The following is a 21,493-nucleotide window of genomic DNA, read 5'->3' as shown; positions in this document are numbered from 1 at the left end:
ACGCCCCCTAGCGAACCAGCGGACGGAAACGCATCAACTCACTGAGTCGATATCCGGTATAGTTGCCCACCACCAGAATAAAGGCCAGCAATACCAACAGTAACTCGGGGAAGTTGAACGTCCAATGCTCAATATAGCGGTTGGTCATTACCCACCAAGCCAGTATCGCCACTAATAAGCTACCTCCGGACTGCACCACCACTTCATAGGGACCATCCTCCTCCCACACAATCGACATACGCTCGATAGTCCAGGCAAGGATAATCATCGGGAAGAATGTCACGGTGAGGGCCTGCTCAATGCCCAGCTTATAGCTGACCACACTGATTGCCCCCATTATTATCACCACCGTCACCACGACGGCGGCGATCCTCGACACCAATAGCAAATTGAGCCTACTGAGATAGAACCTCACCCAAAGGCCGAGGATCAGGATCAAAGTAAAAATCGCTAAACCGGTAATCAACTGAGTTTCGATAAAGGCAATTGCCAGAAGTACCGGCATAAAGGTACCGGAAGTACGCAGGCCCACAAATACACGCAGCAGCACCACCACCAGGGCCCCCACAGGCACCAGCAGGATCAGCTTGAAAATACTCTGCTGCTCAATGGGCAAACTGTAGATCGAGAAATCCACCAGCGCATCTTTCTCATCCTTGGTGCTGCGCATAGAGACATCGCGAGCTGGGACATCATTGGCAATCACAGAGAAAGTCACTTGGGAGTTACGACCGCCCTCAAGATCCAAAAGACTCTTGCCACCGCGCTGCCAAATAAAGAAATTCTCCGGCACACCAGGCTGGCCACTGCTGGGTTCAAACACGATCCAACGCTTGCCATCATAGACCTCAAGCAGATCTTCTGGAGATAGTCGACGTCGATCATCCTCCAGGTAGAGGCCGCGAATACGGTGGGCGGGGATATCGGCTGTGGCCAGTACAAGCAAGGCAACATCCACAAAAGAGCGATCGGCGTAATGGCGGAAGATCAGGTTGCGATCCTGATTTTCATCGTCATTCAATTCGAATAGTAACTGGGTAGTTAGAGATTCCACATCGGAAGAGCGCTCACGGGCCTGTTCAACCAGGGAGTAAATCGCCAAGCGTACCGCTTCTTGCTCACGGGCCCCCAGGAAGGGTTTTTGTATCTCAGTGCTCAGATCCAGAGGCTGCGCCAGCGCAGCACCGGGACGCTGGTAGACATCCAGCTGATAGAAGAGAGATTGGGGGCCTCTTGCGGCCCGGCGAGACCAAATGGCCCGATAGGCATCATCTTCTCTCGCGATATAGAAACCAAAACCGGAGGAACTGAAGGTCTCCCCCAGTATTTCCATATTGCGCTGTTCGCGCGGGAGGGTCAGTGCGGCCTTTACCGGACCGCCATCGGCATCGAAACCCACTTTTGCTTCGATAGTCCACACGGTGCGGTACTCACCCGGCAACAGCGGAAAACCCAACTCAAGGTTTTTATAGGCGGTCAGGCCTGCTCCTACCAATGCGAGTAACGCCGCAATTACATAAACTTGGACACGCGGCGACATTCGCCATTCCCCGTAACTCTGAGGTCCCAATTAGGAACCCAATTGGATAACTGGCCTATTTAACCCCGTCTATTTGGGGTTGGCCCTGGACATTGCGCCGGCTCACATCGACAACAGCGGCATCTTTGAGGAAGTTGCGTCCCAGCAGCATCAATAAATCAGAGCCGCCCTCATCGGTCAGGTTAACTTCGACTTGGTGGGTTATACGCCCAACAGTCAGGTTAAGCTCCACTACCGGCCTGCGCTGATTATCAAAGCCCAGGCGCTCCACTCGAACATGGCGTTTTATCGGCAGCTCTACCGAGACCGGGTCCATTTTGCTCGACTGAACAATCTGGAACCTGATCCAGTCCCTGCCATCCCGCTCGAACGGAGTCAGCCTCCTGACCCGCAGTGTGGAAGTGGGTGAACCTGTATCGACAACGGATTCCAGGATCAGGCCGGGAGGCTCTATGGCCACTTCTTCTACCGATCCCAAAACCAACTTATCTTTGGCAACGGGCACTTCGACTACTTTTTCTACAGTTCGTTCGATTACCCGCTCAACAACCTTCACTTCCGGTTCCGCACAAATCACTTCCGCAGGCTCTGGGCACTGCATTGCAGAATCTGGTGATTCTACCGGTGGTGCAACTTCCGCTGGTTGAGCGGCCCTGTCCCGCCCCGGATACATCAGTGACTCACAACCGGCGAGCACCGAAAGCGTCAACATTAACCACAGAAGGGAAAATCTCTGCATACCGACCAATTACCTCAAGCCCCATTAGCAATGCCATTCGGACCGCTACAAACGCGCGGTGTTCGCTTATCTGAAGGAGAAATTGCTCCCCGCCTCAGGCAAAAGGTCGATATTAGCTCATGAGCGCGGCCACTGCACAGCGATGTCCGCCGAGTCGCGGGACTCAACACTAACAATGTGACATGCCGCCCAGAGTGATTGAGAGTACTGGGCTCAGGGAATCAGAAGCTGGTTAGCCCTGCTGCAGGCGCTGGTCGATAGTTTCCAAAATAGCCAGCAGTGCCGCAGCATCATCCCGCCCCTTGAAGAACTCTTCGGCAACCGGAGCAATACCACACTGGCCCGGTAGGGGCATCTCCCCTTCAATCAGGACCTGCATACGCGGCAAAAAAATAAATTGAAGCCACTGGGGCAAGGTCAATGTATCCACACAAAATGGCTCGGTGCTGGCCAGGGCTTCTGCGGGTGGCGCATTATCCTGCCAAACCTGCAGGCTGCGCAGTTCAGATTCAAGGAACAGGAGCTGATCAGCGATTTCAGAATAAATAGGTTGCATAACTCATAGAACCTTCACATTTACAGCCGTGATAATACGCAATAGCCACCTGCCCAATCTGAGTAACAGCGCAAATACGACTAAAGATTTTCTAAATTTTTCGATTAAAGGGCGGCAGTGAATTGAGTATTGCCTGACCATAGCGACGGGTAACCACCCGGCGATCCAGCAAAGTGACTGTGCCGCTGTCCCCTTCTGCCCGCAGTAAGCGCCCGCAGGCCTGCACCAATTTTAGGGCTGCATCCGGCACTGTGATTTGCATAAACGGATTGCCGCCCTTAGCTTCAATCCACTCCGCCAGCGCCGCCTCAATCGGATCATCGGGCACCGCGAAAGGCAGTTTTGCAATAACCACGTGGCGGCAGTAGTCACCAGGCAAGTCCAATCCCTCGGCAAAACTTGCAAGCCCGAACAGGATACTGCTGCCACCGCCATCGATAATCTCACGGTGGCTATCCAGCAACTGCTGGCGGGATTGCTGCCCCTGCATCAGAATTCGGTTGCGCCAGGTACCAGGGAGCGCCTCGTAAACCGTCTCCATCTGGCGCCGGGAGGAAAACAGCACCAGAGCGCCACCCTCCCCTTTCAGCAGGTCTGGCAATGCATCGATAATGGCGTCTGTGTGTTGCTCTGCATTGCCCGCATCCACAGCTTCCGGGGGCACTTGCAGTGTTGCACGGGAAAAGTCAAAAGGACTCGGCACCACCTGATAGCTGGCATTGTCCGGAGTGCCGGCACGCATTTGCAAACGATCAAATTTCCCCAAAGCTGTGAGTGTGGCCGAAGTCAGTACCGCTCCGTAACAGCGGCGCCACAAGCTGTACTCCAGGGTTTTGCCTGCGAGTATCGGTGAGCTGCAAACCTCAAAATCTGTGGAGCCGCCCCAGTCCACCAGGGTGACCCAGCGCGCCTGGGGCAATGCGCCATCAGCATCGGCACGGGCGTAATTCGCCCACAACAGAAGATTGGCCTCAGCGCGCCCATGCCAACTGCCCAACTGGGGGTACCAGCGCTCCAGATCTGCCAGGGGTACCGGCGAGTGGCCGTCCTCCATCATGCGTTGGGCGGTCTGCAACATCTTGCTGAGCAGGCTTTCCAACTCATCAAAGTCTTCCCGCAGCTTTTCCGCCAGCTGCGACATGGAATCGGGGATTACCCCACCTTCAAAACGATGGCGGATGGTATTGCCCCGCTCATCTTCAAATTCACACAGCTCTTCAATCAGCGGCCACATCTGCTCCAACCCCTGCTTGGCAGAGGTGAGAACCGCCGGCAGCTGCTCGCCGCAGCGGTCGATCTGGGCGCCGTCACCAATCTCACCCAGCATCTGCCCCAGGGCCTTATTGGTTTGATCCAACCAACCGGTGGAAGCCCCTACGCGACTGTGGTGAGAGAAATGATTGAGAGCCTTTTCCGGTAGATGGTGGGCTTCATCAAGTACATAGATAGTCTCTTCCGGGGGCGGAAGAATCGCGCCACCACCCAGGGCCAGGTCCGCCAGCAACAGGTCGTGGTTAGCAACGATCACCTGTGTCTTGCCCAGGCTCTCTCGCGCTCGGAAGAAGCTGCAATTGGTGACATGAGGGCAGCGGCGGCCACTGCACTGGCGGTGGTCAGTGGTAACCCGACTCCAATCATCCGTCTCGATCGTATCCGGCCAGTTATCCCGATCGCCATCCCAGGTACCCGATGTCAGGCTATCCGTCATCTTCTGGTAGAGAGCGACACTCTCCGCTTCCACCTGCGGGAGTTCATCTTCATAGAGACCAAGGGAAAGGCCGGTGCCGGAGGCAGAAAAGCTGGACAAGAGTTGGTCCAACTTGGATAGGCAGAGATAGCGGCCACGGCCCTTCGCCAGGGCAAACTCAAATTTGAGCCCGCTGTGACGAGCAACTTCTGGCAGGTCCTTGTGGATAATCTGTTCCTGCAGGGCCACCGTGGCGGTGGATATCACCAGGGTCTTGTCCTGGGCCTGGGCCAGGGGGATAGAGGCGAGAAGGTAAGCAACAGTTTTACCGGTACCCGTACCCGCTTCAACTACACAGATATGCTCGCCATCAGTCTTGTCGCTATCGCGCTCACCACTGGTATTCTGGGTGATGGAACCCAGGGATCGGGCAATGGCGGCTACCATCAGCTTCTGCCCGTAGCGGGCTTTCAGCCCTCGACCGGACAGGAATTGGCTATAGGCGCCCTGAATGGCGCTTTTGTGTTTTTCGTTGAGCACGGGGGTGAGGTCTATTCGCTAAGTGGCTGGCGCAGGGGGCGCTATTATCCACTAAGCGCCCTCTCCCCACCAGCTTCTGAACTCAGCGGGCCTTACTCATAGGCGAGGCGAGATACCACGGGATTGGCGTAGGCCTGAATAGCCTTGTCGCGCCAGCGCTCATCGACCCGAGCCATGCGCGCTTCAAACTTCTCCCGCTCTTCTTTATGTGCAGCGGGGTCCCAGGCTTTAGCCGGATATCCCACCGGTAATTGCGGAACCTCACCGTAAACCATCTCGTAGGCAATCATATTGGATGGATGCAATGTGTAGTTGCCGATAACTTGGCGATCTATTTCTTCAGCCAGGCTGTTTACATCGTTAAAATCACCTTCAATCGGCGTGCCGAAGGCGGCATGTACACGGCCTTTGTGACCGACAATGCCCTTACCAATCGAGGCCAAGTCCTCGTTTTTACCCTTCTTGTACTCGTCCTTGTGCTCGGTAACGTAAATTTCCTTGGCCTTCTGTGCATCACAGGGGTCCCATTCGTAGGAAATAGACACCGGAACAATGTGCAACTTGCGCCAAAAATCGGCAAAGGGCGTTTCCCGGTCCTTAGTCATGGCGAACATGGCGCAAAGTGCTGGATTGGTGCGATCCAGGCCATCTTTGGCGCGCCCGGAACGCTGTGCGATCCACACATGCTCGTTATCGTTGACGATGGAGTGATAGATGTAATTGGACAACTGGGTTGCTGCCTGCAGCTTTTCCCGACGACTGCCAGAACTGCGCACCACGGTGAAGCACTTGTTCAACTTCATCAGGTCGCTGGCAAACTGCTTGCTGAGCAGGTTGTCTCCAATCGCAATGCGGGAGGTCTCATGCCCTTCGCGGAACATCGCCTGAATCATCAGCGCCGGGTCCATAGCGATGTCGCGGTGATTGCTGACAAACAGGCAGGCGCGATCCCTGGGCAGGGTGTCCAGACCAGAAATGCTCAGGCCGGAGGTGGTGCGCTTGATCACCTTCTCCATATATTTGCCGACAATCTCTTGAAGATCCCGCACATTGCGAACATTGCGGAGTTCAAAGCGCAGAAACTGACGTACCAACCAGGCGACGGCGCCCTCCAGCTGAGCCAGTTTGGGGACAAGGAAATGCGCCGCTGCGTGGGACATTTCCGGGTCGGCAATTAGCCTTTTGATAACCTCGCGCACTTCATCATCGCGATAGGGGCGCATATCCTCGAATTGAGAGGGGTCTAACTCACTTGCTCTCATGAAATACTACCTGTCGGGCCTGCCTCAGACGGCCCGCACTTATTTATTTTGCGGCTGGATCAGCCGGGACTACTGGGCGCAGAACATACCGGAAGCGTCGACGAACTGCCAGCACTGGACCCGACCAGATAGTTGACCGCAGTGATAAATCCGGTTTCGATGACCAGGTCAACGCCAAAATACAGCGATGGTGCGATGATACAAAGTGGACTTCACCGCCCCAAGCTATGAGAATAAGGCTATTAACCGCCGCCGACGGCAAAACAACGATAACGAATACGGCGCTAGCCACGCAGTCAAGCAGGAGTTCACCTTGTCTCAATCCAACCCCAGCTCAGAGCCGCGCGCTCCCAGCTTAACGGACGCCCTGATCCCTCTCGGGATTCTCGTCGCCCTGTTGTCACTATCCGTATATTTCTACGGTGCAGACTCCTCCTACGGTCCCAATCAAATAGCGCTACTGCTCTGTGCCTGCGTTGTGGCCCTAATGGGGATGAAGAACGGACACAGCTGGAACGACATGGAAGGTGGGATGCTCCATGGCATTGGCCTGGTATTTGGCGCTATTCTGATCCTACTGTCTGTAGGTGCACTTATCGGTAGCTGGATCCTGGCCGGCACAGTGCCTTCAATGATTTATTACGGCGTGCAGATTCTATCGCCACAGTGGTTCTACGCCGCCAGCTGTATTATTTGTGCCGTAGTAGGACTGAGTATTGGCTCCAGCTGGACCACAGCGGGCACCTTAGGTGTGGCACTGATGGGAATTGCCGGCGCTCTGGGCCTATCCCTTGAGGTCACTGCCGGAGCCGTAATCTCTGGCGCCTACTTCGGCGATAAGATGTCTCCGCTATCTGACACTACCAACGTGGCCGCAGCGGTAACATCCAATGATCTGTTCCAGCATATTCGCCATATGATGTCCACAGCGATCCCGGCCTTCGCGATCGCCCTGGCGGTTTTCGCTTTCCTGGGTTTTACCTCTGAAGCCAGTTCTGCCTCCGCAACTGATATCGAATCATTGCTCACCGCCCTTGGGAGCGAGTTCAAAATCTCCCTGGTTAGCCTGCTGCCTTTAGTTTTATTGCTAGCAATGGCTTGGCGCAAAGTCCCCGCTTTCCCAACATTGATCATTGGCTCCCTGGTTGGCTGTGCCATCGCACTGATTTTCGAACCGGAAGCCGCCCGTCGCCTCGGTGGCGGTGAAGGCGCACTGGCTCCCCTGAAGGGGGCCTGGTACAGTCTGTTCGACGGCTATAAGTCCACTTCCACCAACGAGAACGTGGCTGCATTGCTATCCAAAGGCGGTATGAGCAGCATGCTCAACACCGTATGGCTGATCACTTCCGCCATGGCCTTCGGCGGCGCTATGGAGCGGGCCGGATTCCTACAGGTCATCGTCCAGGGGGTTTTGTCGCTGGTTAAAACAGTGGGCGGCCTGGTAACTGCCACCGTATTCACCTGCTTTGGAATGAACCTGGCCGCAGGCGATCAGTACATGGCGATTATTATTCCGGGCCGTATGTTCCGCGAAGCCTTCAAGGAAAAGGGCCTACACGGGCTTAACTTGTCTCGCACCCTCGAGGATTCCGGCACCATCACCTCTGTGCTGATTCCCTGGAATACTTGTGGTGCCTTTATGGCGGCAACGCTGGGTATTGCTACCTGGGAGTATTTACCCTTTGCCCTATTCAATATTATCTGCCCTCTGCTGGCGATCGCCTATGGCTGGTTGCACTTTAAACAGAAGCCCATTTCTGTAGCGGCTACGGCATCTTAAGGAAATAGACAAAACCCCTATGAGTGAAAGCGGTACCCTAAGCGCCCTGATCGAGCAGGCTGGCTTCAAATTGCGCTGGTTCGATCTGGGCCGGCGCTTGCAGTCGGTTTCGAAATCCACTGCGGCATCCTTCGAAGCAGGTCTGGCTCCCTGGCCACACCCATACTTGCGCCAGGCTTGGACGGGCCTGCTGCTGCAACCAGCCGAAGGCGGTGAACCCATCGTCTGGTTCCTGCGCTTTCCGCTGGACGAGCAGGGCAAGCTGCAACTTCAAGCCCGAGATGGATTACTTCGCGCTCTGGCACAGGAACTCAAGCAGGGACCCGCTTCTGAATCTGCTGCGCAGCTGGACCAGCTGCTGCAGCAAAGTGGCTTGCTGTTTACCCCATCAACTGAGCGGCAGGCAGCATTTCACTCCCAAACAGCGCTTCTGCTGGGCCGCCAGCCCAGCGAACATTACGAGCCTGTCCTGCGCTATTTTGGCGACCCGGAAAATCACCGCTGGGACAACCTTGCGCTGCAAGGGATTGCCGACTTGGCCGTGCGCTGGGAAAAAGAAAGCACTTTGCTAATGCGCCAGATTGGAAAAGTCGCGGCTCCGGTTTTTATTAACATTTGCCATTGCCTGGAAAACCAGCCGGTCGACCACCGTCTTGCAGCAGCCATTATTGAGCGAGCAGAGCAAGAACTGACCGCAAACACGCCGGATATCTCGGTGGCCGCTGCTGCTATCAGGGGTATCTCTCACTCACCAGCCACAGGATTGCGACAGGCATTTATACAGTCACTTTTGGCTGAAGATGCCAGCAACCGGAATAAAGAAGTCCTGGCCGCAATAGGCAGTCGCTGCGTCCAAGATTTGGAAGGACAAGAATTGGCCGCACAGTGGGTTGGCAAGCTGGCCGATGCCGCTGACCAGCAGACTTTTAACTTACTGCTTTCCGATTTAATGTTCATTCCGAAAGTGCGGATCGCCCTATTGAGTGCTCTCCGTGACCCGGCAAGAAAAGAAAGTCTCGCAGTAGCCTTTGGCAATTTTTTGCACGGACCCAAACCGACACACTGAAGGCCTAAAGATAACGCCTCAGCTGGTGCTCCCTCACCCATTAAAGCTACTTTCACGAGTGAGAATTTTTAACAGAAAAAACTCTTACTCGTGAAACCATTTTCTTTGCATCGCAAAAAAACTCCCCAATCCATCAAGCGGCATTGTCAGCCACAATAATAATTCTTAGAGTCTGCCTCAAAACTGGCGCGATCAGTTTCAGCGCGTAGATTAAACAACCGAAATTCACCATAAAAAATGGTCAGCACAAACCACATTTTTTAAAAAACCCCTTATTTAAGTAGTTTTTTAAAATAAATTGGCGCACCTCTTTTCATAACTTGATCATTGACAGACATTTAAACCCAACGCCTATTACACTCAAATAGGCGGTACCTTTGTAGAACAGATTTTACAAAGCTGACCAACAGGTGACGTTTTATTGGCTATGCTAATGGCTAACATCAACGGAAAGGAGTTAGGGGATGAATTTCACTCCAGCCAAGTACTTAATTGGAATTATCAGTGCACTGGTTCTTGCAGGTTGCTGTAGCCCTCCGGCACCTCCAGCTTACTGCCCACCCGGCGCTGAACAGATTCCTCTATCCATGGCTTGTCCTGCAGATGCCGACTGCTGGATGGCTTCCGACAGAGTGCGCTGCATGAAGGTGGTCAAGTAAAATCTTTTTCTTGCCCGACAGCGTGGTGATTCATACTAAATGAAGTTTTGACCAAATCACCGCTGACAGACACCCGATTTACAAAGCCTTATTTAGTATGGATCACCACAAAATGCCGCTCTAACGAGCGGCATTTGTCTTTCCCCACACAGTTCCTTATCTCGAAACATTCCCTGTAATAGACTGTGATGCCCGCGGCGCTGGCCCGGCAAAGAAAATGCCGTTAGCATTGCCGCCCAGAAATAATAAATAAAATTTGATTTGTGTACGTTTTAGCCAAGTGGCAATAAAAAGGCTCAGAAGAGAACAAACCGAATACCATGACTAGTGAAACCCTGGCTTTAAGCCGTGTAGCGGCAATCTCACGGTTGAAGTCCCATTTTGACCAACATAAGTGGTCCTTGAGAGAGCTGTTTGCAACGGATCCCCAAAGGACAGATAAGTTCAGCTCAGACGCAGCCGGAATCTATCTGGATTACAGTAAGAACCACTTGCGTGAAGACACCCTTAAGTTGCTGTTGGAATATGCAGAAGAGCAGGGTCTGAACAACCAAATTACTGCGCTAGTGAACGGGGCCATTGTCAACAATACCGAACACCGCCCTGCCCTGCACACCGCACTGCGATTTCAGGGGCAACCGAAAACTGAACAAGAGCGGGCGGTAAAAGATTGCCGCGAGCAAATGAAACAGTTTGCCGAATCGGTGCACAACCATAGCTGGCGCAGCTTCTCAGATAAACCGATCCGCCATATCGTGAATATCGGTATCGGCGGTTCCGACCTGGGTCCGCGCATGGCGGTAGAGGCCCTCAGTCCTTGGCACAAAGACTCTATCGATGTGCACTTTGTAGCAAATATCGATGGCGCAGACCTTAGCGACACCTTGGCTGGTATCGATGCGGAAGAAACCCTTTTTGTAATTGCTTCCAAGTCCTTTTCCACCTTGGAAACCCGTGAAAATGCGCTGTCCGCACGCCGTTGGATGTTATCTGCCGGTTGCGATGAGTCGCAGTTGGCCAAACACTTTGTTGCGGTGAGCAGTAATATTACTGCTGCTCAGGATTTCGGAATTGCTCCTGAGAATATTTTCCCAATGTGGGATTGGGTGGGTGGTCGCTACTCACTCTGGTCTGCTATCGGCCTGCCCATTGTTCTTGCTTGCGGCTATGAAGTTTTTGAACAGCTTCTGCAAGGCGCCAATGCAATGGACCAGCACTTCGCCACTACTCCACTGGAGTCCAATCTACCCGTACTGATGGCGTTGACCCAGTTCTGGTATCGCCAGTGCTGGCATACGACCAGCCATGTCGTGCTGCCCTACGCGCAGCGCCTGGCCCGATTCCCCGCCTGGTTACAGCAGCTGGATATGGAGAGCCTGGGTAAAAGTGTCGACAAGGACGGGCAGGCGCTGGGCTACCCCAGTGGCAGCGTTATCTGGGGCAGTGAGGGTACGAATGGCCAACACTCTTTCCACCAATTATTGCACCAGGGAACCGACCTTATTCCAGCAGACTTTATCGCAGTCAAGGAACCGACGTCTGAACTCCTCGAACAGCACCGCTGGCTGCAGGCCTGTTGTATTAGCCAGAGCCAGGCGCTACTGCGAGGCAAAAGCCTGCATGAGGCCCGCCAGGAGCTGGAAGAAGCTGGTCACACTCATCGTGAGGCCCACGCCCTAGCCCCACATAAAGTAATCCCCGGTAATCGCTCCAGCAACACCCTGATCCTGGAAAAGTTAGATCCTTTCCACCTGGGCTCGCTCCTGGCACTGTACGAGCACAAGGTCTACGTTAGCGGCTGCCTGCTGGGGATCAACCCCTTTGATCAGTGGGGCGTCGAACTTGGTAAGCAGTTGAGTTCAAAAATCCATAAGGCTGCCAAGGGTGAAATTCCTCAGGATGACTGGGATAGTTCAACCCGCAGCCTGATGAAAAAGCTGCTCTAAACTCTACAAAAAAGGCCGCACTAATTAGTGCGGCCTTTTTTGATCTTTGCTAAGGACATCGTTAACTGGATGCAGAGCCCCGCTTCAGCATTGGCTCAATTAGATCCAGTGGCAACGGAAATACAATTGTAGAGCTGTTATTTGCGCCGGCAATATCAATCATGGTTTGCATATATCGCAAAGTAATCGCGTTGGCATTTTTCGATAATTGATTCGCTGCCTCAGTCAGCTTTAAAGCCGCCTGCGCCTCCCCCTCTGCGTGTATAACTTTAGCCCGCCGCGCGCGCTCCGCCTCTGCCTGCTGTGCGATAGCCCGCACCATACTTTCATCAAGATCGATATGCTTAATCTCTACATTAGTAACTTTTACACCCCAGGCATCTGTTTGCTCATCGAGTATTTTTTGGATATCTACATTTAGCTTGTCTCGCTCACATAACATCTCATCCAGCTCGTGCTTACCCAGTACCGAGCGCAATGTAGTTTGCGCTAACTGGCTTACAGCCTCGTGATAAAATTCCACATTAATAATTGCAGACTGTGGATTAATTACCCGGTAATAAACCACTGCGTTGACTTTTACTGAGACATTATCCCTGCTGATAACATCCTGGGTGGGTACGTCCATCACCACAGTGCGCAGATCCACGCGCTCCATAGTTTGAACAATGGGAATGATTATAATCAGTCCTGGCCCTTTCACTGTTTGGAAACGCCCCAGGAAAAATACCACTGCGCGCTCATACTCCCGCAAAATACGAATGGCATACATCAGTAGCAGTATGAGTGCGACTACCAGTATCCCAAAAAAATAACTGAGCATCATTGGACTCTCCTTAATCCCACCTTAACTGTTGAGCGCTGTCATTAGCTCAATTGATTGCCCTACCTATTCCACCTCTACCCGTAAAACCATGCCGTGTTGGGCCACTACTCTAACTTTCTGACCCACCTTCAGAGGCTGGTTACAGGTCGCCTGCCAAATCTCTCCATCGAGATGCACCAAGATCTCTGCGTCCTTAACTTCGCTTACCACCGCAGAGCGACCCACAAAAGCCTGGTCTGCCGGGACTTTCGGCTGGCGTAAACTGCGTCCAACAGCGGTCAACAACATCAATAAAAAAACACCACTTACACCGGCAATAGCCCCAATCAGCTGTTTGGAAACCTGCATTCCCGGCACATCACTATCAATAAGCATTACAGAGCCAATCACCAATGCAACAATTCCGCCGATCCCCAGGGCACCAAAACTCGGCATGAAAACCTCTGCCACAATCAGCAATGCGCCAACAATAATTAATGCAAGACCAGCGTAATTAATCGGTAAAACTTGCAAGGCATAAAATGCCAGAAGCAGGCAGATAACACCAACAATCCCGGGAACAAAAGCACCGGGGCTATAACCCTCAAAAATAAGCCCATAAATACCCACCAATAACAAAATATAGGCCACTTGAGGATTGGTAATCAGGGCCAGTAATTCATTGCGCCAATCCGGCTCGTAACTTTCACTTTGCAACTCGGCAATATTTTCCGGAATCGTATAATCACCGGTATCGAGTAATACTTTTCGACCGGCAACCTGGCGCAATAAATCGTCATCATTATCCGCAACAATATCGATAACATTCATTTTTAACGCTTCCGGAGCTGTCAGGGTCGCTGCTTCGCGTACAGCTTTTTCCGCCCAGTCTGCATTGCGCCCATGGCGCTGTGCCAACCCTCGGATAAACGCGACAGAGTCATTAACGACTTTGCGCTCCATGGCCGTTCCCGCAAGCGGTTTTTCTTTTTCTTCATCCTCTCCGTCTTCCGCCTTTTCTTTTTTCTCTTCCTCCTGCTTTCCTCCCGGCATAGGTGTGCCCTGAGGTCCGCCAATCTGCACTGGCGTAGCCGCTCCCAAGGTGGTAGCAGGAGCCATAGCGGCGATCTGGCTGGCATAGAGAATATAAGTTCCCGCACTGGCAGCGCGCGCGCCGGAGGGGTAAACGTAGGTGGCAATAGGGATAGGAGACGCAAGGATATGTTGGATGATATCCCGCGAAGCCGCATCCAACCCCCCAGGGGTATCCAGATGCAGAATCACCAACTCTGCGCCCTGGTCCACAGCCTCCTGCGTAGCCCGCTTGAAATAATCAGTCGTCGCGGGACCTATGGCCCCATCAATTTTGAGTATGGCTACATGGGGAAAGGGCTCTTCCTGGGCGGCACTTTTGTACACAAAAAGGCTGAGCAGCAGCGCCAGGAAAACCAGGCTGCGAAAGAACAAAATGGGCGAAATCTGCTTCGACATGCATCCATCCCTGATGCGACATCTGGCTCAACGCCAATATTTGGATATTGAGTGCCACAGCGAAAAAGCAAAATCACTTTAGCATTCACGACACCCTAAACCGGAAACAAAAAACCCCGGCTAATTCCATCAGATTAACAGAATTAGCCGGGGCCTTGTTTATTTCCACCGGGATTTACGCCCAGTTGAGTAGTTTTATACCCGATTGCGTCGGCTATACCAGTTCACATCGCGGGAATATTTATCTACCTGATTCTCAACACCCAGCAACATGGCAAACAGAGCCATACGCACCAGCAAGCCATTGTCGGTCTGGCGGAAAATCGCCAAGCTCGGATGTTCATTCAGGTCGGTATCCAGTTCGTTCGCCTCTGCCCGTGAATCCCGTGGCAGGGGGTGCATAATTACCGTGTTAGGCTCTGCGTGGCGGGTAAAAATAGCCTTATTCAGGCGGAAGCGCCCACGGTAGCGGTTGGCCTCTTCCTGAGAGGCGAAACGCTCTTCCTGGATACGGGTGGAGTAAACAATATCCACATGGGAGATAGAGGATTCAAGCTGATCGGTAACCGTCACCTCGTGCCCCGCCCCGCGCAGCATCTCCACAATCATTTCCGGCATCGCCAGTTCCGGTGGAGAAACCAGGGTAATCTGCACCTTGCCAAACAAACACAGCAGTTTGCACAGGGAGTGCACCGTGCGGCCGTGCTTGAGGTCGCCGATCATGGCGATACGAAAATCATCAAGGGTGCGGCCGTGCGCAGCCAGTTCCTTGCGAATGGTGTAGAGGTCCAACAGTGCCTGGGTGGGGTGTTCATTGGCGCCGTCGCCGCCGTTGACCACCGGCACACGACTCGCTTCAGCAAACTCAGCCACCGACCCTTCTTTTGGGTGGCGCATACAAATCACGTCGCTATAGCCCGATAGCACTCGGGCGGTGTCGTAAAGGGATTCGCCCTTTGCCATAGCGCTGGCAGTAATTCCTACCGTTTCACGTACAGTACCGCCCAACAGATTAAAGGCGGCTCCAAAACTCAGGCGAGTACGAGTGCTCGGCTCCATAAACATATTGCCGAGAATCGCCCCTTCCAATACACGCGTTACCTTTTCACGCTGTGCATAGGGGGTCATGGCGTCAGCTACATCAAATACACGCTCTATGTCGGCGCGCTCAAATTGGCTGACCGACAGTATATTGGCTCCGATAAAGTCCATGGTTACTCCAGTGGTTGCGCCTTGTGGGCGCCGGGTATTCGCGAGCGGCATTCTACTCGGGCACCAGGAAAGAGCCCAGAGGAAGAACGGCCGCTGACGTGATTCGACACATTAGGCAAGTAAGCTATCGCCCCAGTTCTCCAGCTCTGTAATCAGGGAGATGCGCTCCGGGTACTGAACCCGCAGCTCAGACAGCTGGCGGAAGTAATCTTCCAGGGTGATTGAGGCCCCGGCAGTAGCGTCAGTTAAGCGCTGGAAACACCAGATCTGCCAGCGCTGGTGCTCTTCCTCAGACAGCGTCTCGGGGAAATTGCGCGCCCGCATACGGAATAGCAGCTCGGGTAGGCGCTTATCGGTGAAAGGCACTTCACCCGCCAAAGCTTCCGGACCTCGGGCCGCCAGTCCACGGTGCAGTTCACGGCAGATATCGCGGTCAGAGTCGCTGAGGAATCCACCGTAAAGGTCCGCTTCCACATCTCTCTCAGGGAATTCCCGATCCAGGAATACGTTGTGCAGCTTTTCTGTCAAATCGATATCTTTGAGCTTCTGCCAGTTCGCCTCACAGGTTGTGCGATCGATACCCAGCTCAGTGGCGCGCTTGTCATCCAGCATATTTGCAGGCGCCAATACCGGGCACTTGTTCAAATGCACCAGTTTCAGCCCTACCGGCAACTCACCCTCACCCAGCTTGTCGCGAGAGGTGTACAGGCGCTCTCGCAGAGTGTCTGCATCCAGGCTGAGTAATGGCTCGGGGTCCATTGCCAGGTTGGCAACAATAACCGCATTGCGGTTAACCGGGTGACTGGCCAAGGGCATCACATAGGTCAAGTGACCATGATTAGCAGAGACCTTGCCGGAAATATGCAATAGCGGACGGCGCTCGCGCATATCGATCATCTTGGCGGCCTCCTGCTTGCGACGCAGGCGGAACACATAATCGTAAAGCTTTGGTTGCTGTTTGCGGATCAGCCTCGCCATATCAATGGTGGCGTGCACATCCGACAGCGCATCGTGGGCGCCCTCGTGGGAGATCCCATTGGCAGCGGTCAATTCTTCCAGGCGGAAGGACGGCGCACCGTCCTCACGGGTGGGCCACTGGATTCCCTCTGGGCGCAGGGCGTAGGTGAGGCGCACCATGTCAATAATGTCCCAACGGCTGTTGCCGGAGCGCCATTCCCGCTCATAGGGATCGAGCAGATTACGATAAAGGGTGTAGCGAGTTACCTCGTCATCAAAACGCAAGCTGTTGTAGCCCACCCCACAGGTGCCCGGCGCACCCAGTTCGGCGAGGATGCGCTGGATAAACTCTATTTCCGGCACTCCATTGGCCAGGGCTTTCTGCGGGCTAATGCCAGTCACCAGGCTCGCCATAGGCTGTGGCAGGCAATCCACTGAAGGGCGACAGTAAATCATCAATGGCTCGCCGACGATATTCAGTTCTTCGTCGGTCCTGATACCGGCAAACTGCGCCGGCTTGTCGGCACCCGGGTCTGTACCCCAGGTTTCATAATCGTGCCAATAAAGTGTGGTAGAACTCACGGTACCTCCATAATTTGGCGGCATCATACCACCGAGAACCTCCTCGTCTGGACACCCAAGTCGAGATTTCGAGCACTCCAGACCAACTCCTTTGCCAACGCTGGTTGCAAAGCCGCCACCGCCCATTAAAATTCGGCGTTTCCACGAATTTAAGACAGCACTTCACTCTATGAATATTCGTCAGCTCCTCACCGACAAATTCCAGGCCGCCATGCTCGCCGCCGGTATCCCCGAAGAATGCGGCCCGATTGTGGCACCTGCGAAGAAAGCCGGATTTGGCGACTACCAGGCCAATGGCGCTATGGGCGCTGCCAAGCGTATGGGCACCAACCCGCGTGAGCTGGCTGGCAAGATCCTTGAGCAGCTGGATAAGGGCGATATGATCGAAAAGGTCGAGATCGCAGGCCCCGGTTTCTTGAATATTCACTTGAGCGAACAGTGGCTGAGCCAGCAGCTATTGGCCGCCCAAGGCGACAAGCGCCTGAATATCGCCTCGGTTGAAGAGCCCAAGACCGTAGTCATCGACTATTCCCATCCCAACCTGGCCAAAGAAATGCACGTAGGCCACCTGCGCACCACCATTATCGGTGATGCCCTGGCACGCCTGTTGGAGTTCCAAGGCCACAAGGTAGTTCGCCAAAATCATATGGGCGACTGGGGCACCCAATTCGGTATGTTGCTGGCACACCTTTCCGACAAGCTGGCAGACAGTGATGCAGAAGTGGCACTGGCCGATCTGGAAGTCTTCTACCGCGAAGCCAAGGTTCGCTTTGATGATGAAGAAGGCTTTGCCGATCGCGCCCGTGAATACGTTGTAAAACTGCAAGGCGGAGATGAGCAGTGCCTGAAACTGTGGAAGCAATTTATTGATATCTCTATCAGCCACTGTGAAGAAATCTACTCCAAGCTGAATGTCACCCTCAAGCAGGAAGACGTTTACGCTGAAAGCCAGTACAACGATGATCTGCCGGTGCTGGTAAAAGAGCTGCTGGATAATGGAATCGCCGTTGAAGACCAGGGCGCGATCGTTGTTTTCCTGGAAGAGATGGCCGATAAGGAAGGCAACCCCAGCCCGATGATTATCCAGAAGAAAGGCGGCGGCTATCTGTATGCCACCACCGACTTGGCCGCTATCCGCTACCGCGCCAACCAACTCAGTGCCGACCGTATCCTATATGTTGTTGATGCTCGCCAATCCCTGCACCTACAACAGGCCTTTGTCGCCTCGCGCAAAGCGAGCTTCCTGCCGGAGTCGGTTTCTCTAGAGCATTGCGCTTTTGGCACCATGATGGGCGACGATGGCAAACCATTCAAAACCCGCACCGGCGGCACCGTAAAACTGGCAGCCCTCCTGGATGAAGCAGTAGAGCGTGCAGAGAAACTGGTGGCTGAGAAAAACCCCGAGCTGGATGCAAAAACCTGTGCAGAAATCGCGCGCAAGGTGGGCATCGGCGCGGTGAAATATGCGGACCTAAGCAAGACCCGCACTAACGATTACATCTTCAGCTGGGAATCCATGCTGAGCTTTGAGGGCAATACCGCCCCCTACCTACAGTATGCTTACACCCGCGTACGCAGTATTTTCCGCAAAGCCGGTATTGAGCCGAGCGAGCTCAAGGGCGATATCCAACTGGAAAGCCCACAGGAACGCGCCCTGGCAATTAAACTAAGCCAATTTGGCGAAGTACTGGACCAGGTAGCCAAAGATACCTTCCCGCACGTACTCTGCACCTACTTGTACGAACTGGCCAGCGCCTATATGAGCTTCTACGAAGCCTGCCCAGTATTGAAAGAAGGCGTAAGTGAACAGCAGAAGCACAGCCGCCTGCAATTATGTAATCTAGTGGCCAGCACTATCGCTACTGGCCTCGATCTGCTTGGCATTGAAGTGATGGAGCAGATGTAAATTGCTCCAGCCCGGTATCACCTTCTGTAACTTTTCAGATAGGCAAATCGGGCAGCACCCGGGTAGGCGGCCTTCAGTTGTGGCCTACCCAACCATCCTGCACCATCTTTTATCCCACTCAGGCCACACGTTTCCCCCCAGCCTGACAAAAGGAAATCACCCGTGAAAATACTGATTACCGGCGCCTCCGGCCTATTGGGGCGCAGTGTATTTAAACAGCTTTCCAGCAATCCGGTTTTTTCTGTTACCGGTACCGCCTTTTCCCGCGCGGGAGATAATTTAATTCGCCTGGACTTGTCCGATAGCGAAGCAGTGAAGACCTGCCTGCAACAGGTTAATCCCGATATTGTCATTCACTGCGCCGCCGAGCGCTGGCCTGATCGCTGCGCCGACAGCCCCGACACCGCCTGGCAGCTCAATGTCAGCAGCACAGAATTCCTGGCGAAATACTGTAACGAAAATGATACACAATTAGTGTATATCAGCACCGACTATGTTTTTGATGGCAGCACTCCGCCCTACAAAGCTGATGACAATCCCAACCCGGTTAACTTCTATGGCCGCAGTAAATTGGCAGGGGAAGAGGCGGTACTGAATAACGGAAGTCACTGGGTATTGAGGTTGCCCTGGTTATTCGGGCCCGTTGCCTATCTGGAGGAATCCGGCATCACCGCCCTACTGGATACTTTGCGCAAGCAAAAGCCAGTCACGTTGGATCACTGGGCTATTCGTTTTCCCACCAGTGTTGAGGAAGTGGCTGAAGTATTGGAGCAATGCCTGCTAAAAATTCGTAGTGGTATGAGTTTTGAAGGCATTTACCAGTGGAGTGGCGATACGGCCTGCACACGCTACGAACTCGCACACATTATTGCCAAGGCTTGTAACCTGAATGCCGAACACCTGAGCGCTGAAAGCGAACCCAATTTTACAGTGCCACGCCCTTACAATTGCCAGCTGGATAAATCAAAACTGACAGGTATGGGAATTAACGGTAGTGAACCCCTGGAGCAACAGCTATTACGAAATTTAAAGCCATTTATTGAAGGCTGATTTAAATAGCTTTCAGATAAAGCGCTACAGGGAAGTATCGCTGCCGGCCATGTTCCGGCTCACACCTGTGTAATACCGTTAACTCATACAACAAACGGTGCTACAAGGTGGCAATCGAGTAGATCAGGGAGGAGCTATTGGATTGCCGAGTAAAACCACTCGAATATTTAGGGAAGGATAAATGAAATTAAAACACTGGTTCTCTGCAGGAGCTCTGGTACTGGGCAGCCTAACCACATTGGCTTCTTGCAATGCGGATAGCGGACCTCACAGCAAGAAACCACACCAGGCCATCAAGACCGAAAACGCCCAACCCATTATCTGGATTGGCGACTTCAATAACTTTGATGATGCCGTAGCACTGATGCTAATCGCCAAAGACCCACGCTATACCCTGGAGCTGGCTGTCGTTGAGGACTCTTTCAATACCGTAGCGCACGGGGCCAACACTGTTTACAACATCCTCGAATGGCTGGGAAATAACGATACCCAGGTTATTCGCGGAGCCTACTTTGCCACAGAGGAAGTCGCCTACGGCGCAAACGGCAAAGCTTCAGTATCTCCGGTAAATGACGATAAGGCCGTTCTCGGCAGAGAAGACTATCAACTACCCAACTCCTCCGATTTCTCCACCGGTACCTGGAACCTGGAGCGCCGCAACGCCATGGGTATCAATCTCTACGGCCAGTATGTACCCGGCCCCTGGCGTGACAACGGCTCCACCTTATATGGAACTGACCACCTAATCCCGCGCGCCAAACAGGAGCACTACCGCTACCAAGGTAACAATGGTGTCTCCTTCAATTTTGAGCTGGCCGAAGACATTATCCTGGAAACGATGGATAACCTGGAGCAACGCCCAATAGTTTTCAACACCGGTAAACTCACCACCCTGGCCCGGGTACTTGGCAAAGCCAGCGAAGAACAGCTGGCTAAAATTGACCGCGTTATTATGATGGGTGGTGGCTTTGAGAATTATGAGCCGTTTACAGAGAATCACGAAGCAGCCTGCTTTGGCGATAAATCTAGAAATCTGGGCGGCAATATTTTCTCCCACCCCAGCTTCGGCTGTGACAGCGACTTCAGTACCCATCAGGAGTTCAATATTCTGCTCGACCCACTGAGCGCACAATGGACCTTCGACGCCCTGAGTGAAAATAGTATTGAAACCTACCTGGTTCCGACCAACTCAACCGATATGGCCAAAGTACAAGGCAGCACCATCGAAGCCCTCGCAGAGCGCCGCGCAACTCCGGAAGCCTGCTACACCTCCCAACTCCTCAGTTCCATTCGTGAATTTGAGGGTGGGGATTTCCAGGGTAATGGTGACTTCGCCATGGATGCCGTTATTCGCCTGTGGGACATTATTGCTGCCTTGGTACTACTGGAGCCTGAAACCTTGGAAATGGAATTAGTGCCCGGCTATATCACCGTCGATCAACTAGATGCGGGCCTAACCGACAGCACAACACCTTATGATCCGATTACCTTTGACCCAACAGTAGGAAAGACTACTTTTGCTGAGACCGGTGAGGGCTTGGCAGTAAATGTAGTTATGGGTATTAACCACGATGCTGCGCGCTCAGCGATGATTGAGCGCTTGCGCGATCGCTTTAATGCTGCACGGAAAGGGCCTAGATGTAAATCCAACTAAGTAAATTTAGATAGCAGTTAACACAATAGAACCTTTAACCTTTACAAAAACCGAACAAATG

At 53.3% G+C, this 21,493-nt stretch carries 16 protein-coding genes; 7 read left to right on the top strand and 9 right to left on the bottom strand.

All coding sequences use genetic code 11. The features are described from left to right. Window positions 1-7 precede the first annotated feature (7 nt). The 5 genes from ACJJIY_RS09550 to ACJJIY_RS09530 form a co-directional block, all read right to left on the bottom strand. On the bottom strand, window positions 8-1,540 hold the full coding sequence (locus tag ACJJIY_RS09550) for an inactive transglutaminase family protein (protein ID WP_108731979.1): 1,533 nt from the start codon (window positions 1,538-1,540) through the stop codon (window positions 8-10). 55 nt (window positions 1,541-1,595) lie between these two features. Next, window positions 1,596-2,279 carry an ATP-dependent zinc protease family protein gene (locus tag ACJJIY_RS09545; RefSeq protein ID WP_445359480.1) on the bottom strand — a complete coding sequence of 228 codons (684 nt, stop codon included), beginning with the start codon at window positions 2,277-2,279 and terminating at the stop codon, window positions 1,596-1,598. A gap of 232 nt (window positions 2,280-2,511) precedes the next feature. After that, window positions 2,512-2,835 carry a YqcC family protein gene (locus ACJJIY_RS09540; RefSeq protein WP_282934088.1) on the bottom strand — a complete coding sequence of 108 codons (324 nt, stop codon included), beginning with the start codon at window positions 2,833-2,835 and terminating at the stop codon, window positions 2,512-2,514. 91 nt (window positions 2,836-2,926) lie between these two features. After that, window positions 2,927-5,062, bottom strand: coding sequence for an ATP-dependent DNA helicase DinG (gene dinG / locus ACJJIY_RS09535; RefSeq protein ID WP_445359479.1), 2,136 nt, complete (start codon window positions 5,060-5,062; stop codon window positions 2,927-2,929). 92 nt (window positions 5,063-5,154) lie between these two features. Beyond that, window positions 5,155-6,324, bottom strand: coding sequence for a 1-acyl-sn-glycerol-3-phosphate acyltransferase (locus ACJJIY_RS09530; protein WP_413664551.1), 1,170 nt, complete (start codon window positions 6,322-6,324; stop codon window positions 5,155-5,157). A 313-nt stretch (window positions 6,325-6,637) separates the two neighbouring features. Between ACJJIY_RS09530 and nhaC the strand changes: the two genes are divergently transcribed. The 4 genes from nhaC to pgi all read left to right on the top strand — a co-directional run bounded on the left by nhaC (window position 6,638) and on the right by pgi (window position 11,775). After that, complete coding sequence (gene nhaC / locus ACJJIY_RS09525; RefSeq protein WP_445359659.1) at window positions 6,638-8,104, top strand: Na+/H+ antiporter NhaC; 1,467 nt, start codon at window positions 6,638-6,640, stop codon at window positions 8,102-8,104. 19 nt (window positions 8,105-8,123) lie between these two features. Further along, entirely contained in the window at window positions 8,124-9,170 is a 1,047-nt protein-coding gene (locus tag ACJJIY_RS09520) for a DUF3549 family protein (RefSeq protein ID WP_445359478.1), read from the top strand. A gap of 464 nt (window positions 9,171-9,634) precedes the next feature. Beyond that, window positions 9,635-9,829 carry a hypothetical protein gene (locus ACJJIY_RS09515; RefSeq protein WP_157533369.1) on the top strand — a complete coding sequence of 65 codons (195 nt, stop codon included), beginning with the start codon at window positions 9,635-9,637 and terminating at the stop codon, window positions 9,827-9,829. 320 nt (window positions 9,830-10,149) lie between these two features. Then, window positions 10,150-11,775 carry a glucose-6-phosphate isomerase gene (gene pgi, locus ACJJIY_RS09510; protein WP_445359477.1) on the top strand — a complete coding sequence of 542 codons (1,626 nt, stop codon included), beginning with the start codon at window positions 10,150-10,152 and terminating at the stop codon, window positions 11,773-11,775. A gap of 61 nt (window positions 11,776-11,836) precedes the next feature. On the opposite strand, the gene ACJJIY_RS09505 is transcribed toward pgi, so the two are convergent. The 4 genes from ACJJIY_RS09505 to sbcB all read right to left on the bottom strand — a co-directional run bounded on the left by ACJJIY_RS09505 (window position 11,837) and on the right by sbcB (window position 16,849). After that, entirely contained in the window at window positions 11,837-12,601 is a 765-nt protein-coding gene (locus ACJJIY_RS09505) for a slipin family protein (RefSeq protein WP_413664548.1), read from the bottom strand. Window positions 12,602-12,664: 63 nt separating this feature from the next. Further along, the gene (locus ACJJIY_RS09500; RefSeq protein WP_444906262.1) at window positions 12,665-14,071 is read right to left on the bottom strand and encodes an NfeD family protein; all 1,407 of its coding nucleotides are present in this window, start codon (window positions 14,069-14,071) and stop codon (window positions 12,665-12,667) included. Between the two features lie 195 nt (window positions 14,072-14,266). Next, entirely contained in the window at window positions 14,267-15,283 is a 1,017-nt protein-coding gene (locus ACJJIY_RS09495; RefSeq protein ID WP_413664546.1) for an aspartate carbamoyltransferase, read from the bottom strand. A gap of 111 nt (window positions 15,284-15,394) precedes the next feature. Next, window positions 15,395-16,849 (bottom strand): exodeoxyribonuclease I, encoded by a 1,455-nt coding sequence (sbcB, locus tag ACJJIY_RS09490; RefSeq protein WP_444914584.1) that lies wholly within the window; start codon window positions 16,847-16,849, stop codon window positions 15,395-15,397. 142 nt (window positions 16,850-16,991) lie between these two features. Here sbcB and argS point away from each other — a divergent pair, with 142 nt between their 5' ends. From argS to ACJJIY_RS09475, 3 genes are all read left to right on the top strand, one after another. Then, a complete protein-coding gene (gene argS / locus ACJJIY_RS09485) occupies window positions 16,992-18,728 on the top strand; it encodes an arginine--tRNA ligase (protein WP_444914585.1) in 1,737 nt (578 codons plus the stop codon). Between the two features lie 162 nt (window positions 18,729-18,890). Next, complete coding sequence (locus tag ACJJIY_RS09480) at window positions 18,891-19,778, top strand: dTDP-4-dehydrorhamnose reductase family protein (protein WP_444914586.1); 888 nt, start codon at window positions 18,891-18,893, stop codon at window positions 19,776-19,778. 181 nt (window positions 19,779-19,959) lie between these two features. Beyond that, the gene (locus ACJJIY_RS09475; protein ID WP_445359476.1) at window positions 19,960-21,432 is read left to right on the top strand and encodes a nucleoside hydrolase; all 1,473 of its coding nucleotides are present in this window, start codon (window positions 19,960-19,962) and stop codon (window positions 21,430-21,432) included. Window positions 21,433-21,493 lie beyond the last annotated feature (61 nt).

The organism is Microbulbifer maximicatervae (SeqCode), assembly GCF_052468155.1.
The sequence above is the reverse complement of the archived record's forward strand: the minus strand, read 5'-3'. Positions and strand labels throughout refer to the sequence as shown.

What these genes read in the sequence shown, in the direction of transcription:
- ACJJIY_RS09550 (WP_108731979.1), bottom strand. Translation starts at nt 1,540, where the DNA reads ATGTCGCCGCGTGTCCAAGTTTATGTAATTGCGGCGTTACTCGCATTG.
- ACJJIY_RS09545 (WP_445359480.1), bottom strand. Translation starts at nt 2,279, where the DNA reads ATGCAGAGATTTTCCCTTCTGTGGTTAATGTTGACGCTTTCGGTGCTC.
- ACJJIY_RS09540 (WP_282934088.1), bottom strand. Translation starts at nt 2,835, where the DNA reads ATGCAACCTATTTATTCTGAAATCGCTGATCAGCTCCTGTTCCTTGAA.
- ACJJIY_RS09530 (WP_413664551.1), bottom strand. Translation starts at nt 6,324, where the DNA reads ATGAGAGCAAGTGAGTTAGACCCCTCTCAATTCGAGGATATGCGCCCC.
- ACJJIY_RS09520 (WP_445359478.1), top strand. Translation starts at nt 8,124, where the DNA reads ATGAGTGAAAGCGGTACCCTAAGCGCCCTGATCGAGCAGGCTGGCTTC.
- ACJJIY_RS09515 (WP_157533369.1), top strand. Translation starts at nt 9,635, where the DNA reads ATGAATTTCACTCCAGCCAAGTACTTAATTGGAATTATCAGTGCACTG.
- pgi (WP_445359477.1), top strand. Translation starts at nt 10,150, where the DNA reads ATGACTAGTGAAACCCTGGCTTTAAGCCGTGTAGCGGCAATCTCACGG.
- ACJJIY_RS09505 (WP_413664548.1), bottom strand. Translation starts at nt 12,601, where the DNA reads ATGATGCTCAGTTATTTTTTTGGGATACTGGTAGTCGCACTCATACTG.
- ACJJIY_RS09500 (WP_444906262.1), bottom strand. Translation starts at nt 14,071, where the DNA reads ATGTCGAAGCAGATTTCGCCCATTTTGTTCTTTCGCAGCCTGGTTTTC.
- ACJJIY_RS09495 (WP_413664546.1), bottom strand. Translation starts at nt 15,283, where the DNA reads ATGGACTTTATCGGAGCCAATATACTGTCGGTCAGCCAATTTGAGCGC.
- sbcB (WP_444914584.1), bottom strand. Translation starts at nt 16,849, where the DNA reads ATGATGCCGCCAAATTATGGAGGTACCGTGAGTTCTACCACACTTTAT.
- argS (WP_444914585.1), top strand. Translation starts at nt 16,992, where the DNA reads ATGAATATTCGTCAGCTCCTCACCGACAAATTCCAGGCCGCCATGCTC.
- ACJJIY_RS09475 (WP_445359476.1), top strand. Translation starts at nt 19,960, where the DNA reads ATGAAATTAAAACACTGGTTCTCTGCAGGAGCTCTGGTACTGGGCAGC.